This window comes from Bradyrhizobium sp. UFLA05-108, assembly GCF_059803455.1.
In genome coordinates, this window is record NZ_JBANAZ010000004.1 from 92,681 (window position 1) to 108,243 (window position 15,563).

Here is a 15,563-nt window from a genome sequence, read left to right on the forward strand (position 1 = left end):
CTTCTTTTTGGTTCTTGGGTTCGATCTTGGGAGAAATTAACTTGTTGGATAAATACTGTCCAGTGCTTTCCCTGTGGCGTTTTGCGGCTGTTCCCGTTTCTTCGTTTAGATAGCGGAACAGTCGCGCCACGCTTCCAGCGTCATTCCCCGCGAAAGCGGGGAATCCAGTACGCCGCAGCTTCTACGTATCCTCGCACTGCTCTGGAATACTGGATCGCCCGCTTTCGGCTTTCGCGGGCGATGACAGCTGGGGCTATCGAAGCAGTGCGCAGGATGGGTCGAACGGCATGCCGATGACGGCCTCGCGCCGCTGATTTACCCGACGCGTCAAAGGCTTCGCGGAATGCGCAAGGCATCAGACCGGCGGCTACCGGCTACTTTGCATGGGGTTGTTTTCGAGATTTTGGTTTGCCGTCGGCCCCGGCTAGACCGGCTGGTGCTGCGCCACGCGCGGCTTCGGCGCCTTGACCATGTCGAACAATTCCGCCGAGCGCCCGGTCAGTGCCGCCAGCACGAGGCCGACCATGTGCGCGAGCCGCTCCTCCTTGGCGTCTTTCGCGAGCAGGTCGCGGCCGAAAATCACGCTCAGCGTGGCGCTGTTGGAGAGATAGAAGAAGGTGAGCGCCGCGATCGAGATGTAGAGCTGCACCGGATCGACCGCGACCTGGAAGTCGCCGCTCTCGACGCCACGGCGGACCACGGCACGGATCATCTCGACGAAGGGCGAGTGCATCGACTTGACCTTGGTCGAGCGTTTCAGATGTCTTGCGCGCGCGAGGTTCTCGGTCTGGAGCAGCGACAGGAATTCGGGGTTTCGCAGAAAGTAATTCCAGGTGAACTCGATCAGCCGCTTGATGGCCTCGGGCGGATCGAGATGCTCCAGATCGAGCCCCCGCTCCTCGTTGCGTATCTTCTCATAGGCGCCCTCCAGCACCGCGAGATAAAGCTCGTCCTTCTTGCCGACGTGGTAGTAGAGCATGCGCTTGTTGGCGCCGGCCTTGGCCGCGATGCGATCGACGCGGGCACCCGCAAGGCCATGGGCCGAAAACTCCTGCTTGGCGGCTTCGAGGATGCGAAGCCGCATCCCTTCCGGGTCGCGCTGCCATTTGAGAGTTCGTTTTGCCTTCGCCAAACCGCTTGCCCGCCAATACTTGTCCCGATTGCATGTATCACGCGCGCGTGGGTTTGAGAATGCGAGCGATCACGCTGCCGGCTTTGGTGCGCGCTCGAGGAGGATCGTCTGGATGCCGCAGGTGCCGGTGCGCACCGTCATCACCCGCGTGCCCGGCTTTCGGCCGTTGCGCACCTCGCTGACGTCGACGCCCGCGGCGATCAGGCGGGCGCGGGTCGCTTCGATGTCGGCGACGCGCCAGCTCAGGCCCCAGAGCCGGTCATGGGTGAGGTCACCGCCCGCAACCGGCCGCCGCACCACCTCGACGATGAGATCGCCGCAGCGGAAGAACATGAGCTGGCCCCAGTCGTGATGCGAGCGGTCGAGCGCCAGGTCGAGCCCGAGCCGGGCGCCATAGAGCGACGCGGCACGCTCGGAATCCTCGGTCGCGACCACGACGTGGTCGAGCCCTTCGATCGGGCCGACGTCGGTTGCCGCCGAGATCGGGCGCTGCTCGGCGAGCTCGAGAAAGAACATGCGCACGCCGCGCGTGAGTTCGGTGGACGTGCGGGTGCGCCTCCAGTGCAGCACCGCGCCGCTCTCGTCGTCGCGACTCTCGACCTCGGTGACCGGCTCCGGCTTCAGCGCCACCCGGTCGAGCCGCCGGTGCACCTTGCCAATGTCTGCAACGCGGAAGCACAGGCTTGCGAGCATGCCCTCGTGGTCGTCCAGCAGCGCGCGCATCCGGTCGGCGGTGACGCTGAAGCCGCTCGGCGCCATCAATTCCAGCGTCATGTTGTCGAGGGTGAACAGTACGCGGTCGGCACCGTCGCCGGAGTTTTGCCAGGCCGGTGCCCGTGCCAGCAGGGTCTGATACGCAGCCCTGGCGGCGGCGATATCGCTGACCAGGGCGACCACGTGATCGAGGCCGGTGATCATGTTCCCCCCTTAGTTGATCGACCCGGAACAACGGCTCGAAATACGGCATTTGTCCGGGCTTGGCATTGCCCAGTGATGGTCGTATTCCGGCCCTATGCTCACCTCAAGCGCTGAGGGCGGTGCCTTTGCGAATAATTTCCGCGTTCCATCCGCGGAAGCGGTGCTAATGTAATGCCGCCGGCCGGGACCACCCAGCGCATCACGGACAACCAATGCAGGCTCTCTTTATCGGACAGACCTATATCGACGTCACCTTCATTACCGACCACATGCCGACCGGCGACGAGAAGCACGTGGCGGACGCCTACGCGGTCTCCTTCGGTGGTAATGCGGTCACGGCGGCTTTCTGCTGCGCCAAACTGGGAATCGTGCCCGACCTGATCGCGACCGTCGCGAACGACTGGCTTGGCCGCATGTTCCAGGACATGTGCGCCAAATACGCGATCTCGCTGCACAACCGGAAGGTCAACCAGTCCTCGCTGTCCTTCATCATGCCCAAGGACGGCAAGCGGGCGATCGTCCGCTGCCGCGACGATCACCACATCCATCCCTTCCCGATCCTCAATCTCGGCAGTTGTCGCGCGCTGCATATCGACGGCCACCAGCCGGATGCTGCGATCCACTACGCGAAGGTGTGCCGCGAGGCCGGCATTCTGACCTCGCTCGACGGCGGCGGCCTGCGCACCAACACGCATGAGCTCCTTGAATTCATCGATGTTGCAATCGTCGCGGAGCGGCTGTGCGAGCAGATGGATCTGACGCCGGACAAGATGCTCGATTATCTCAAGAGCCGCGGCTGCAAGATCGGCGGCGTCACCATGGGCGAGAAGGGCCTGCTCTGGTACAACGAGACCGGAGCGGTTGACATCATGCCCGCGATGCCGATCCCGCGCGAGCGCGTGATCGACACCAACGGCGCCGGCGACGTGTTCCACGGCGCTTACATCTATTCCTACCTCGCCCATCCCGGTAAAAGCTGGCGCGAGCATTTCGACTTCGCCCGCGCCGCCTCGACCCACAAGATCCAGCGCCTCGGTAACGAGGCCGGACTGCCGACCCTTGTCGACATCGCCAAAGTCAGGCAGGAATTCGAGGTGAGGGTCTAGGCTTCGCTGGGGTTTCACATGGGGCGTGTCTTCGTGGCCGGTAGCATCAACATGGATGTGGTGGCGACCGCCAATCGCCATCCCAGGGTCGGCGAGACCGTCGCCGGCAAAGAGGTGCTGTATTTCCCGGGCGGTAAGGGTGCGAACCAGGCGGTCGCGGCTTCAAGGCTTGGCGCGGGGACGACACTGATCGGCCGGCTCGGCAAGGACTCCTTCGGCACAGAGCTGAAGGCGTTCCTCGAAGGTCAAGGCATCGATCTTGGCTATGTCCAGGAGACGGCGGAGGCCCACACCGGCACCGCCATCATCACGGTCGCCGAGGCCGACAACACCATCGTCGTCATTCCCGGCACCAATGCGCTGGTCAGCGCCGAGGACGTCGGCGTTGTACCCCTGGTGATGGGCGATGTCGCCGTCAGCCAGTTCGAGATTCCGCTGCCCACGATTGCTGCCTTTTTCCGGCGTGCCCGCGCCGCGCAGGCGAAGACGATGCTCAATCCGGCTCCGGCACAGATATTCGGCCGCGACCTGCTCGAACTGGTCGACGTGCTGGTGCTGAACGAGACCGAGCTTGGCCTGCTCGCCGACGTGGCGTTGTCCGACAGCGACGACGTTGCGCGGATCCTAGATGCAGCGCGGCGGCTTCAGGCGAGCCCGGATCAGACCATCTGCGTCACGCTCGGCAAGCGCGGCGTCGTCGCGCTCGCGGGCCGCGAGGAGCTGGTCGTGCCGGGCCGCGTTGTGAAGGCCGTCGACACCACCGGCGCCGGCGATTGCTTCGTCGGCGCGCTGGCCGCTCAGCTTGCAGGTGGCGCGGCCCTGCGCGACGCGCTCGCCTTTGCCAACGCCGCCGCCTCGATCTCCGTGCAGCGTATGGGTGCCGGCCCTTCGATGCCGACGGCGGAAGAAGTTTCGGCTGTCCTCAACGAACGCTGATCAAGCCAGCGCGCTCTTCAGATCGAAGGTCTCGTCCGCGGCGTTCTCGGGAGCGAGCGAGCGGTCCATGCCGAGCAGCCGACGGCCGAACATGTGATCGCCGGCGCGATTGATGGATTCGATGCCGAGCAGCTTGTCGCCCTTGTAGCAGAAAGCCGAGAACGCCTTCTTCGTGGGACCGCCGCGCAGCACGACGCGGTCGTAGCCTGTCGTCAGCCCCGCAATCTGCAGCTTGTCATCGCCCTGGTCGCTCCAGAACCAGGGCTGGCCGTCATAGACCTTTTTGTCACCGGTCAGCCGCGCCGCCACGCAGCGGGCGTGGTCGGTCGCGTTCTGCACCGACTCCAGCCGCAGCGAGCCTCCGAAGCGCGGGCTCGCGAACAGCGCACAATCGCCGACTGCCGAGATGTTCGGATCGGCCGTCAGGAGATATTCGTCGACGATGATGCCCGAGGCGACCGGCAGCCCCGCCTCTGCCGCGAGCTCGATATTGGGCAACACACCGACGCCGACCACGACAAGATCCGCCGGCAGATGCCGGCCGTCGCTCAAGGAGACACCGGTGACCTCGCCGCCCTCGGCCTCGATGCTGGTCGCCTGCACGCCGAGATGGATGCGGATGCCTGCCTCGCGATGGCGCTCCTGGAAATACTCCGAGACCTCCGCCGTCACCGCCCGCGCCATCACGCGCGGTGCGAGCTCGAGCACGTCAACCTCCAGCCCTTTGATCCGGGCGGTAGATGCGAATTCGAGGCCGATGAAGCCGGCACCGATCACCACGACCCGTGTCTTTGACGGGATGATCTTCCGCAACGCCTCGCTTTCATCGAGGATACGCAGGTATTTGACGTCAGGCAGATTGGCGTTGGGCAGATCAAGCAACCGGTTGCGCGCTCCCGTCGCCAGCACGAGGTGGCCGTAGTCGAACGTCTCGCCGGAGGCGAGATGAACCTTGCCCGCGGCGCGGTCGATCGAGGTCGCGCGTCCCGCAATCAGCTCGATCTTCTGGTCGGTATAAAATTTCTCCGGCCGGAACATCAGGCTTTCAGGGCCAGCCGAGCCCTTGATATAGGCCTTGGACAAAGGCGGCCGCTGATAGGGTGGATGCGCCTCGTCATTGATCAGGCAGATGCGACCGGCAAAGCCGGACTGACGGAGCGACGCGGCAACCTGGTAGCCGCCATGGCCCGCGCCGACGATGATCACCGAACCGTCCGTCATCGGAACGGCCCAACTTTCTGGACACGAGCGTTACCCATGTCGTCTCCTCTCTCTCGCTGATTTTGGCTTGCTGGCCTTGTCGGTCGAGGAGCCGGCGCTCGTGTCCGTCCCTAAACGATGGCACCGCCATTTGACCCTATCGTTCCCGGTAACGCAAGAGCGACTGACGGTAGGGATTGTCTCCCCTCGCCTTCTGCGATTTAGTTGCGGCAAAGACCTCTTGCCGGGGATTTGCCATGTCCGCGTCCACCGCCTCCCACCCCGACGATGCCGCCCTGCTGCGCATCGACGGCCCCGTCGCCACCATCACGCTCCACCGCCCCGCAGCGTTCAACTCGATCAATCTCGCGATCGCGCAGAGGCTCGAGCAGCTCGCCGTCGAGATCGAGGCCTCCGATGCGATCAGGGTCATCGTCATCGAAGGCGAAGGCCGCGCCTTTTGCGCCGGCGGCGATCTGCAGACCATCGGTGCTGCGGCCGAAGCTAACACGGTGACACCGGTCGTCGGCGAGCTTTTGAAGCATTATCACGCGTTCATCGAGACGCTCAGGCGCATGCCAAAATTGTCGCTCTCGAGCGTGCACGGCTCGGCCGCCGGTGCCGGCATGGGACTGGCCTTCGTCACCGATCTCTGCATCGCCGCGGAAGATGCCAAGTTCACGCCGGCCTATGCCAAGATCGGCGTCTCGCCCGACGGCGGCAGCACGGTCGGGATTGTAGGAACCGTCGGCACAAGGCGCGCGCTGCAGATCTTCCTTGCGGAGGACAGCTTTACCGCGCAGCAGGCCCACGAATGGGGTCTCGTCGCCAAGGTCGTTCCCGCGGCTGAGCTCAAGGCGGCCACACGGCAGCTCGCAGAGCGCCTCGCGCAAACCCCGCCAGCGGCGATTGCGGGAACAAAGTCGCTCGTCTATCAGGCCACGACGACGCCGGTGAGGCAGCAGCTCGACGCAGAAGAGCACAAGATCATTATGGCGATGCACACGGACGATTTTCGGGTGGCCGTGAAGAAATTCACCAGCAAGGGCAAATAGCCGCCAACCTACTGAGGGCAGAGATAGCCTGTGCCCGCCGGCGATTTGAAGCAACCGACCGACTCGGGAAGCACGTGCCGCGGCAGCCACAAAACCACGCTCGGGAAATAGATCGCAAACGCGATGGTGGCGAAGAACACGACGTAGATCGGCAACGCGGCGCGCAGCGCCTTCGCAAAGCTGATGCCGACGAATTTCGATGCCATCAGCAGCACGAGGCCATAGGGCGGCGTGATCAGGCCGAAGGCGAGCGTTGCGATCAGCACCACGCCCATATGCACGCCGTTGATGTCGCCCGCCTCCGTCAGCGCGTTGACCAGAGGCATGAAAATGATGATGGTCGGCACCGGCTCGATGAAGTCGCCGACGACGGTGAACAGCAGCACCATCAGGAGCATGATCAGGTGCGGATCGTTACCGGCGATGGAGGTGATCCATTCCGCGATGTAGTTCGCGCCGCGCAAATAGGCGAGCATCCAGCCGAACGCGTTGGCGGCGCCGATCGTGATCAGCGGCAGCGCGAAGATCAGCCCGGCAAGGCAGAAATCGTACGGAATCTTCTTGAAGTGGCCGCGGTTCAGTGCGGGGATCACGACCAGGATGATCCAGGCCACGGCGACGACGCCGGCTTCCGTCGGCGTGAACCAGCCGGTCAAGATGCCGCCGAGCAGGATCACCGGGATCATCAGCGGCAAGGCCGCATCGCCGGCAGCGAACACCACCTGCCGCAGCGGCGCGCGCGGCTTGCGCAGGCCCGAGGGGCCAAAGAAATAGCAGTAGATCATCAGGCCGAAGCCGATCATCAGGCCCGGCACCACGCCCGCCATGAACAGGCCGGCGATCGAGACGTTGCCGACGGCGCCATAGACCACCGCGGTGATGCTCGGCGGCACCAGCGCCGCAATGGTCGAGGCCGACGCAATGATCGCAGCGATGAATGCGGGCTCGTAGCCTTCGCGCTTCATCGGGCCTCCCAGCGCACGGCTCATCACGGCGACGTCGGCCGTGGTCGAGCCTGACATTTCCGAGAAGAACATGCTGAAGACGACGACGACCTGGGACAGCCCTCCCCTGATATGCCCGACCAGCGATACCGAGAGGTTCGCGATACGCACCACCACGTTCGCCGAGCTCATGAGTTCGCCGACCAGCAGGAAGAACGGGATCGCCAGCAGTGCCTCGGAATCGACGCCGTCAAAGATCTTCTGAATGATGGCGGCGAGCGAGACGTCGGACAGGATTGCGCCAATGAAGACGCCCGCCATCAGCGAGAACGGCACGGGCACACCGAGATAGCCGAAGAAAAGGAAGCAGAACGACATCAACGCCAGGACGACGGGTGCGCTCACGGCTGCACCCTTCTCTCGCCGGCCGCGGGAGGCGCAGCAACTTCGTCTGGCGGCTCGGGATGATCAAAACCGTTGCGCAGGCCGTTGACGAGCTGCTCGATGGTGAACAGGCCGATCAGGACGCCCGACACCGGAATGATGGCATAGAGCGAGGCGATCGGCGTGCCCGACGGGAGACGAAAACTGCCGAAGCCACGGAGATAGTTGAGATAGCCGTACCAGATCAGGCAGGCGGCGACGCCGAGCACAACGATGCGGATGACGACCTCGACGATCAGCCGCGGCGTGCCATGCATCGCCTCGGAGATCGCGGTGAGATAGAGATGGTCGTTGCGCCGCGTCGCGGCCGCCGTGCCAATGAAGATCGCGTAGATGAACAGCGTCGAGGTGACCTCCTGCAGCCACAGCCAGGGATGACCGATGGTGCGCGTGACGATGTCGGCGGTCACCGAGAGCGAGAAACCGAAGCACAGCACGCCACAAAGCATCATCAGCGCAAGCTCGAGCCAGTCGAGCGAGCGCCATTTCAGATGACGCTGGCGTTGCAATACGAGCTTGTCGGCGATCGCCATTTTGGTCCCCGTCGTCCCGGCGAAAGCCGGGACCCATAGCCCCGAAAGGAAGTTGTTGCGCGAGCTGGCGACTCCAAGTCTTCGCCAAACTCAATCCTGTGGTTTATGGGTCCCGGCCTTCGCCGGGACGACGCAGAGAAAAGCCTGCACGCGGCCTAGTTGATCGACCGGATCAGGTTCTTGATCTTCTCGGCGTGCGGGCCGAGATCCTTGGCGAGCTTGTCGAGATAGGGATCGGCGATCGCCGTAAAGCTCTTCTTGTCGACGTTGTCTACGATCTTGACGCCCATCTTCTTCAGCTTCTCGGCCGCGCTGCGCTCGAGATCGAACGCCTTCTGTGGCTCCTTCGAGCTGATCTCGTTCGCCGCAGTCTGCACCCACTGCTTCTGCTCGGCCGAGAGGCTTTGCCAGAGCTTGTCGGAGACGAACACCAGCGCGTTGTTGGCCTCGTGCTCGGTGATGTTGAGCACCGGCGCCACTTCGTAATGCTTGTTGACGAGATAGACGTTGATGCTGTTCTCGGCGACGTCGACCACGCCGGTTTGCAGCGAAGTGTAGACGCTGCCGAAGGGCATGTGCACGGTCTGGGCGCCATAGGCCGGGAACATTGTGTCCTCCGTCGCGGTCGCCTGCACGCGGACCTTCAGCCCCTTGATGTCACCGACGTTGTGAATCTCCCGCTTGGAGTACATGTGGCGCACGCCTTGCGAGCCCGTCGCAATGACGTGCAGGCCCTGCGTGGTCTCGTCGATCAACGTCTTGAGCGCCTCGAACACTTTCGGGTCGGCCAATCCCTTGATCACGTGATTTTCGTCGCGGAACAGAAAGTGCAGCGACATCACGCCGGCCTGCGGCGAGATCGTCGCGGTGTTGGCGGAGGAGATGATTGCGAATTCGACGTCGCCCGCCTTCACGAGCTGGAGCACCTGCGGCTCCTGGCCGAGCTGCGCGCCGGGATATTGATCGATGATCATGGTGCCCTTGCTCAATTCCTTGAGCTTGTCGGCAAAGAGATCGCCGGCGATCGAATAGCCGGTGTTGCGCGGCTGGTCGTAGGCGAAGCGATAGTGCTTTACCTCCTGTGCGGATGCGCTAGTTGCGAACAGGATCGCGGCCGTTGCCGCCAGCCCAAGCATGGATCGTGCAATCATCGTCTCCCCCTGTTTTATGGTTCGCCGCTTTTGCGGCTGAACGGTTTTGCGGGTGGTCGCTCACCCCTTCTCGGTCTTTTGCTCGGTCTTTGGTCCGGTCCTCTGCATGAAATCGAAGTCACAGCCTTCGTCGGCCTGCAAGATGGTCTCGTTGAACAGCCAAGCATAGCCACGTCTGCTATTGTCCGGCGCGGCCGCTGGCTTCAACGCCGCCCGCCGTCGCGCTAGCTCCGCATCGTCAACCAGAAGCTCGATGCTGCGCTTGGCAACGTCCAGCCGGATCATGTCGCCATTCTTCACCAGAGCAAGCGGCCCGCCGACGGCGGATTCCGGCGTGATGTGGAGCACGATGGTGCCGAAGGCCGTGCCGCTCATGCGCGCGTCGGAGATGCGCACCATGTCCTTGGTGCCACCACGCGCGAGCTTCTTCGGGATCGGCAGGTAACCCGCTTCCGGCATGCCGGGCGCCCCCTTCGGTCCCGCATTGCGCAGCACCAGCACGTCATCGGCGGTGACGTCGAGATCGGGATCATCGACCCGCAGGGTCATGTCCTCGACGGATTCGAACACCACGGCACGCCCGGTGTGCTGCAACAGCTTGGGGCTTGCCGCGGATTGCTTGATGACCGCGCCGCGCGGCGCGAGATTGCCGTGCAGGACGGCAAGCCCGCCCTCGGGCTTGATCGGATTGTCGCGCGGACGGATAGCGTCCTGTCCGGGCACCTCTTCCGCATTGGCAACCACGTCGCGCAGCGTCTGTCCAGAAATCGTCTTGGCGTCGAGATCGATGAGATCGCCAAGCTGCGCGAGCAGCTTCGGCACGCCGCCGGCGTGATGGAAATGCTCCATATAGTGCTCGCCGGACGGTTTGAGATCGACCAGCACCGGCACTTCGCGGCCGAGCTTGTCGAAGGCGTCGAGATCGAGCCGGAGCGGCGAGCGATGCGCCATCGCCGTCAGATGGATCAGGCCGTTGGTCGAGCCGCCGATCGCTTGCAGCACGACCTGCGCATTCCTGAAGGACGCCGGCGTCAGCAATTCACTCGGCTTCGGTCCCTTGGTCTTGGCCATCTCCGCGGCGACCTTGCCGCTCGCCTCCGCCAGGCGGAAGCGCTCGGCGTGCGGCGCCGGGATCGTCGCGCTCATCGGCAGTGAAAGCCCCAGCGCCTCGATCATGCAGGCCATGGTCGAGGCCGTACCCATCACCATGCAGGTGCCGACCGAAGGCGCGAGCCGGCCGTTGACCGCCTCGATCTCGACGTCATCGATATCGCCCGCGCGATATTTCCCCCACAGCCGCCGACAGTCCGTGCAGGCGCCCAGCACCTCGCCCTTGTGGTGGCCGACGACCATTGGCCCCACGGGAATGACGACGGTCGGCAGGTCGGCGCTGATCGCCGCCATCACTTGCGCGGGCAGAGTCTTGTCGCAGCCACCGATTACGATCACCGCGTCCATCGGCTGGGCACGGATCATCTCCTCGGTGTCCATCGCCATCAGATTGCGTAGGTACATCGATGTCGGATGCGCAAAACTCTCCGCGATCGAGATGGTCGGGAACACGAAGGGCATCGCGCCCGACAGCATCACGCCGCGCTTGGCGGCCTCGATGATCTGAGGCACGTTGCCGTGGCACGGATTGTAATCACTGTAGGTGTTGGTGATGCCGACTATCGGGCGCTCGAGCGCGTCGTCGGAATAGCCCATGGCCTTGATGAAGGCCTTGCGCAGGAACAGCGAGAAGCCGGCATCGCCGTAGCTCGTCAGCCCCTTGCGCAAGCCACTCGTCATGACGCCACTCCGTTCGCCTCGCCATTGCCCCATTGTCGTACAGGCCGGCCCCCGATTGTCAACAACAGAGCACAAGTCGGATTATCTGAACCGGATCGCGGACGAGGAGACCAAGCGCTAAAGCGCGCGCTCTGCGCGTTCCACGAGCCGATCCAGAGCGTCGGCAGGCATGACCCACCGCCGCCACTCAGGATCCTCAGTTGCACCGAGACCGCGATAAAATGACCGCGCCAGCACGTTGTCGTTCAGCACGAACCAGCAGAAGCGCTTGTGTCCTGTCGCACGGGCATGCAGCGCCATTTGCCGCATGAGTCTTTGGCCGACACGCCCGCCTCGGCACTCCGGATCAACATAGAGCCATTTCAGCATCAAGAGTGGCCGCAGCGTATGCATAAAAGGGATTTCGTAATGAACGGCCATTCCGGCAAGCGACCCAGGACCTGCATCTGCGACGTAAGCGCCAAACTCGGGCCGCTCACCGAAGCCACGACGTAGCAGCTCCGCTTCATTAAGGCTGAAATTCTGACCACGCTCAAAGCTGACAATCGCACGCATGAGCCGAAGCAGTTCCGGTACGTCGCTCTCATGCATTGGCCGTATTGTGATTGCGGTGGTCGTTCCAGGGCGAGATGTTGCCGATTTCTCCATGTAACGCGCCTTTTTGGCGTCTCCTAGCGCTTGGTCCAGTCGATGATCCGGCTCTTGTCCGCATCGAATTCGATGCTGCAGAACGCGCCGCCCTGGTAGTAGTCGCCGACCGGATCCGGCTTGAGCTTGGCCTGCTCGGCCATTGCGTGCTGCACATGATCCTCGGCGCGGCCGGTCGGACGATAGCCGAATTCGTAGGCCCGATGGTTGTCCCACCAGGCGCGTTCGTTGAGCGAGGCGCCGTAGAAGATCTCGAAATGGATGTCGGGATGCTCGAGGCCAATGCGGCAGAGCTGCACGAGGTCCTCAGGCTTCAGCCAGATCGCGAGCCGGCGCTGGTCGAGCGGCTTCTCGCCGAAATTGCCGATGCGCAGGCAGGTGACCTTCAGGCCATGCTTGTCGGCATAGAGCGCGCCGACCGCTTCACCGAATACCTTGCTGACGCCGTAACGGCTGTCGGGACGCGGGGTGACGTCGGTGCCGATCTTGTGATGGCGGGGGTAGAAGCCGACCGCATGGTTGGATGACGCGAAGACCACGCGCTTGACGCCCTTCTTCCGCGCCGCCTCGAACAGGTTGTAGCCGCCGATGATATTGGCCTGGAGGATATCGTCCCAGGATCCCTCGACCGAATAGCCGCCGAAATGCAGGATGCCATCGACGCCATCGCAGATCGCCTCGCATTGCGCGAGATCGGCAAGGTCCGCCGCCTTGAACGTCTCGTTGGCGCCGAGATCGGCAGGCGGCTTGATGTCGGAGAGCAGGAGATCCGGATAGATCGGCGGCAGCAATTTGCGCATTGCGCTGCCGATTCCACCCGAAGCTCCCGTCATCAAAATACGCGGCATTTCTTCCCTCGTTGGTAGCGACCGGTTTGCGGTCTTGGGTCACTGATGATAGCAGACTTGGCCTGAGGGGACGCAACAACGAGAACTGCAAATGTCCGATGCATCGGTGCAATCCCAAGGTTGGCGGCCGGCGACCTATTACCCCGACCCGGCGATAACTGCACTAGACCCAAGGTTTGAGAAATACTGGCTGAAACCCGCGGCCGTGGAACGCCTCGCCACCGGCCTGCGCTGGGCCGAGGGACCGGTGTGGTTCGGCGACGGGCGATATCTCTTATGCAGCGACATCCCCAACCAGCGCATCATCAAATGGGAGGAGGAAACCGGAGCGGTCTCCATTTTCCGAAAACCCTCCAATTTCGCGAACGGCAATACGCGCGATCGGCAGGGTCGGCTGATCACCTGCGAGCACGGTGGGCGCCGGGTGGTGCGCACCGAATATGACGGCTCGATCACGGTGCTGATGGATTCGTTTGGCGGCAAGCGGCTGAACTCGCCAAACGACGTCGTCGTGAAATCCGACGGCGCGATCTGGTTCACCGATCCGGTGTTCGGCCTGCTCGGCAATTACGAGGGCCACAAGGCGGAGTCGGAGATCGAGCCGAACGTCTACCGGCTCGATCCCGTGAGCGGCAAGGCAACAATCGTGGCCGAGGGCGTGCTCGGCCCGAACGGGCTGTGCTTCTCGCCGGATGAGAAGATCCTCTACGTGGTGGAATCGCGCGGGCAACCGAACCGCAAAATCCTCGCCTATGACGTCTCGCCCGATGGCACCACGGTTTCCAACAAGCGCGTGCTCATCGATGCAGGGCCGGGCACGCCGGACGGAATGCGCTGCGACATCGACGGCAATCTCTGGTGCGGCTGGGGCATGGGCGATCCCGAGCTCGACGGCGTCGTGGTGTTCGCGCCCGACGGCGTGATGATCGGTCGCATCGCCCTGCCCGAACGCTGCGCCAATCTCTGCTTCGGCGGCGTCAAGCGCAACCGACTGTTCATGGCGGCGAGCCAGTCGATCTACGCGCTGTACGTGAACACGCAGGGGGCACTGGGGGGATAGTCTCTCCGCCGTTGCCGGAATCGTAGGGTGGGCAAAGTGACTTGTCCGCCGTAGCGCGAAGAGCGAAGGCGGAAGCGTGCCCACCACTTCTCGTTCATTACGCGACGGTGGGCACGTCGCTACACTCCTTTGCCCACCCTAAGAATTCTCTCGTTGTCGAAACACCGTCAGCAAAACGAAAAACGCCGGAGCGGTGTCCCGCTCCGGCGTCATGTTTGTTCAGACTACGAGGCTTACGCCGCGTTGAAGCCGGCGACAGCCTTCACCTCGAGGAAGTCTTCGAGACCGTACTTGCCCCACTCGCGGCCGTTGCCCGACTGCTTGTAGCCGCCGAACGGCGCGGAGCGATCGTTGGGCACGCCCTGGAGGTTGACGTTGCCGGCGCGGATCTGGCGGGCAACGCGCTTCGCGCTCTCGACCGTATCGGCCGAGACGTAGCCCGCAAGGCCATAGGGCGTGTCGTTGGCGATCTGCACGGCCTCGGCTTCGTCCTTGGCGCCGATGATGGTCAGCACCGGTCCAAAAATCTCCTCCTTCGCGATCGTCATATCGCTGGTGACGTCGGCGAAGATGGTCGGGCGAACGTAGAAGCCCTTGTTGACGCCCTCGGGCAGGCCCGGGCCACCGGCGACGAGCGTTGCGCCCTCGTCGATGCCCTTCTTGATCAGCGCCTGGATCTTGTCCCACTGGCCGCGGTTGACGACGGGGCCGATGGTGGTGCCTTCGCCGCGCGGATCGCCAGCCTTGGTCTTGTCGGCGACCGCCTTCGCGATCGCGGCCACTTCCTTCATCTTGGACAGCGGCACGATCATGCGCGAGGGCGCGTTGCAGGACTGGCCGGAGTTGTTGAACATGTGCATCACGCCGCCGGTCACCGCCTTCGTGAGGTCGGCGCCCTCGAGGATGACGTTCGGCGACTTGCCGCCGAGTTCCTGGCTGACGCGCTTCACGGTCGGAGCTGCGCGCTTGGCCACATCGATGCCGGCGCGGGTCGAACCGGTGAACGAGATCATGTCGATATCGGGATGCTCGCTCATGGCGGCGCCGACCTCGGGGCCGAGGCCGTTGACGAGGTTGAACACGCCCTTCGGCACGCCGGCTTCATGGAGGATTTCCGCGAAGATCAGCGCCGAGGTCGGCGTAAACTCCGACGGCTTCAGGATCATGGTGCAGCCGGCGGCGAGCGCGGGCGCCACCTTGCAGGCGATCTGGTTGAGCGGCCAGTTCCAGGGCGTGATCATGCCGACCACGCCGACCGGCTCACGCAGCACCATGGCGGTGCCAACCGGCTCCTCGAAATGATAGTTCTTGAGCACGTCGAGCGTGGTCATGAGATGGCCAAGGCCCGCGCCGGCCTGGAGTTTTTCCGCCATCGGCAGCGGCGCGCCCATCTCGTCGGACACGGCGGCGCCAATCTCCTTGAGACGGCCTTTGTAGATCTCGATGACCTTGGAGAGCAGCGCGACGCGCTCCTCGCGGCTGGTCTGGGAATAGGTGACGAAGGCGCGCTTGGCGGCAGCGACAGCCTTGTCCACGTCGGCCTTGGAGCCGAGCGCAACCTCATACATCGCCTCTTCCGTCGCCGGATTGACGACCGGAGTGGACTTCTTGACGGCGGGATCGACCCAGGCGCCATCGATGTAGAATTGCAAGCGATTGACCATTGTGAACCTCTTCTTGGGGAGCATTGGAGGGGCGTTTCGGCAGCTATCCTTGCACGAAAACCCGGGTTGTTGAACCCGCCCTCAGCTTGACCTGCGTTGCGGCGGACGCGCGGGAATATGATCGCGCGACCGG

Annotated in this window: 14 protein-coding genes; 4 read left to right on the forward strand and 10 right to left on the reverse strand. The window is 63.6% G+C overall.

Annotated features, from left to right (window positions below; genetic code table 11):
* Positions 1-424 precede the first annotated feature (424 nt).
* Positions 425-1,132 (reverse strand): TetR/AcrR family transcriptional regulator, encoded by a 708-nt coding sequence (locus SO140_RS04320; RefSeq protein WP_449379473.1) that lies wholly within the window; start codon positions 1,130-1,132, stop codon positions 425-427.
* Positions 1,133-1,201: 69 nt separating this feature from the next.
* On the reverse strand, positions 1,202-2,050 hold the full coding sequence (locus tag SO140_RS04325) for a VOC family protein (protein ID WP_449379474.1): 849 nt from the start codon (positions 2,048-2,050) through the stop codon (positions 1,202-1,204).
* Positions 2,051-2,262: 212 nt separating this feature from the next.
* On the opposite strand from SO140_RS04325, the gene SO140_RS04330 reads away from it, so the two are divergent.
* Positions 2,263-3,156, forward strand: coding sequence for a sugar kinase (locus tag SO140_RS04330; RefSeq protein WP_449379475.1), 894 nt, complete (start codon positions 2,263-2,265; stop codon positions 3,154-3,156).
* 18 nt (positions 3,157-3,174) lie between these two features.
* A complete protein-coding gene (locus SO140_RS04335) occupies positions 3,175-4,092 on the forward strand; it encodes a ribokinase (protein ID WP_449379476.1) in 918 nt (305 codons plus the stop codon).
* On the opposite strand, the gene SO140_RS04340 is transcribed toward SO140_RS04335, so the two are convergent.
* Positions 4,093-5,313, reverse strand: coding sequence for an NAD(P)/FAD-dependent oxidoreductase (locus tag SO140_RS04340; protein WP_449379477.1), 1,221 nt, complete (start codon positions 5,311-5,313; stop codon positions 4,093-4,095).
* A 236-nt stretch (positions 5,314-5,549) separates the two neighbouring features.
* Between SO140_RS04340 and SO140_RS04345 the strand changes: the two genes are divergently transcribed.
* Positions 5,550-6,347, forward strand: coding sequence for an enoyl-CoA hydratase/isomerase family protein (locus SO140_RS04345; RefSeq protein ID WP_449379478.1), 798 nt, complete (start codon positions 5,550-5,552; stop codon positions 6,345-6,347).
* A gap of 8 nt (positions 6,348-6,355) precedes the next feature.
* Here SO140_RS04345 and SO140_RS04350 read toward each other — a convergent pair whose 3' ends face one another.
* The 6 genes from SO140_RS04350 to SO140_RS04375 all read right to left on the reverse strand — a co-directional run bounded on the left by SO140_RS04350 (position 6,356) and on the right by SO140_RS04375 (position 12,706).
* Complete coding sequence (locus tag SO140_RS04350; protein ID WP_449379479.1) at positions 6,356-7,696, reverse strand: TRAP transporter large permease; 1,341 nt, start codon at positions 7,694-7,696, stop codon at positions 6,356-6,358.
* Entirely contained in the window at positions 7,693-8,268 is a 576-nt protein-coding gene (locus SO140_RS04355; protein WP_449379480.1) for a TRAP transporter small permease, read from the reverse strand. The genes SO140_RS04350 and SO140_RS04355 overlap by 4 nt, the downstream gene beginning before the upstream one ends.
* A gap of 155 nt (positions 8,269-8,423) precedes the next feature.
* Positions 8,424-9,419 carry a TRAP transporter substrate-binding protein gene (locus tag SO140_RS04360; protein ID WP_449379481.1) on the reverse strand — a complete coding sequence of 332 codons (996 nt, stop codon included), beginning with the start codon at positions 9,417-9,419 and terminating at the stop codon, positions 8,424-8,426.
* Between the two features lie 60 nt (positions 9,420-9,479).
* Complete coding sequence (locus tag SO140_RS04365) at positions 9,480-11,210, reverse strand: IlvD/Edd family dehydratase (RefSeq protein ID WP_449379482.1); 1,731 nt, start codon at positions 11,208-11,210, stop codon at positions 9,480-9,482.
* A 117-nt stretch (positions 11,211-11,327) separates the two neighbouring features.
* Positions 11,328-11,801, reverse strand: a complete 474-nt coding sequence (locus SO140_RS04370) for a GNAT family N-acetyltransferase (protein ID WP_449379483.1) — start codon at positions 11,799-11,801, stop codon at positions 11,328-11,330.
* An 80-nt stretch (positions 11,802-11,881) separates the two neighbouring features.
* The gene (locus SO140_RS04375; RefSeq protein ID WP_449379484.1) at positions 11,882-12,706 is read right to left on the reverse strand and encodes an NAD-dependent epimerase/dehydratase family protein; all 825 of its coding nucleotides are present in this window, start codon (positions 12,704-12,706) and stop codon (positions 11,882-11,884) included.
* Between the two features lie 91 nt (positions 12,707-12,797).
* On the opposite strand from SO140_RS04375, the gene SO140_RS04380 reads away from it, so the two are divergent.
* Positions 12,798-13,766, forward strand: a complete 969-nt coding sequence (locus tag SO140_RS04380) for an SMP-30/gluconolactonase/LRE family protein (protein ID WP_449379485.1) — start codon at positions 12,798-12,800, stop codon at positions 13,764-13,766.
* Positions 13,767-13,999: 233 nt separating this feature from the next.
* Here the strand turns inward: SO140_RS04380 and SO140_RS04385 are convergent, their stop codons facing one another.
* A complete protein-coding gene (locus SO140_RS04385) occupies positions 14,000-15,430 on the reverse strand; it encodes an aldehyde dehydrogenase family protein (RefSeq protein ID WP_449379486.1) in 1,431 nt (476 codons plus the stop codon).
* Positions 15,431-15,563: the final 133 nt, after the last annotated feature.